General features: G+C 72.4%; 1 protein-coding gene and 1 pseudogene. Both read right to left on the bottom strand.

Annotation, left to right across the window (positions count from 1 at the left end):
* Positions 1–637: ATP-binding protein (locus ACTQX9_RS09535; protein WP_441541385.1), on the bottom strand; the 637-nt coding region annotated here is incomplete at its 3' end.
* Positions 627–868: pseudogene (locus ACTQX9_RS09530) on the bottom strand (IS21 family transposase); the annotation flags it as partial. The pseudogene ACTQX9_RS09530 and the gene ACTQX9_RS09535, both read right to left, overlap by 11 nt.

Below are 868 nucleotides of genomic sequence, written 5' to 3'. Positions count from 1 at the left end.
CGTCCCCGAACACCGACCCCCACCTGCTGAACTCCAGGTTCGTGGTGATTACCACCGACTGCCTCTCGTATGCGTCGGCGAAGACCTGGAAGAGCAGCCTCGCCCCGTCCGCGTCGAGCGGGAGGAACCCGAGCTCGTCGATGACGAGCAGGCGGGCCTTGCCGATGAGCGCGGCCTCCCGGTCGAGCCTCCCGTCGTCGCGGGCGCGCCTCAGTCGCATCACGAGCGAGGACGCCGTGAAGAAGCGCGCCTCGAGCCTCCTCTCGCACGCCAGCGCGCAGAGCGCCGACGCCATGTGCGTCTTGCCGGTGCCGACGTCGCCCATGAGCACGAGGTCCTCCCTGCGCTCGACGAAGTCTAGCGCGAGCAGCGACTCGCGCCCCATGCCCTCCGGCCACGACACGGCCGACCAGTCGTAGCCGTCGAAGGTCTTGGGCGCCGGCAGCGCGCAGCGCCTGAGCAGCATCGCGCGCTTCGAGGCCTCGCGGCTGGACCTCTCCGCCTCGAGGTAGCCCGCCAGGTACTCCACCTGTTTCGGGGTTCCGAGCCTCGACCACTCCTCCAGGACGGCGGTGGTGAGCGAGCACGACCGCCCGGCCTCCACGACCCTGCGGGCCAGCTCCTCGCTAGCGGCCATCGGCGACCGCCCCCTTCAGGAACCCGTCGTAGACCGACAGGTCGGCCCCGCCGGCCCCGCCGCCGCCTCCCGCGATGCGCCTCGCCAGCACGTCGACCGTGGCGTCGTCGGGGACGCGGCCGCCCTCGACGACCCTGAGCGCCGCCTCGCATGCCGCCTCGAAGCCCGAGGACTCGCTCGCCCGGCCGATCGACCTGAGCGTGCGCCTCCTGCCGGCGGAGTCCATCCGGT

Origin of the sequence: Collinsella sp. LCP19S3_F2, from assembly GCF_052121015.1 — a bacterium.
Classification (GTDB): Bacteria; Actinomycetota; Coriobacteriia; order Coriobacteriales; family Coriobacteriaceae; genus Collinsella.
The sequence above is the reverse complement of the archived record's forward strand: the minus strand, read 5'-3'. Positions and strand labels throughout refer to the sequence as shown.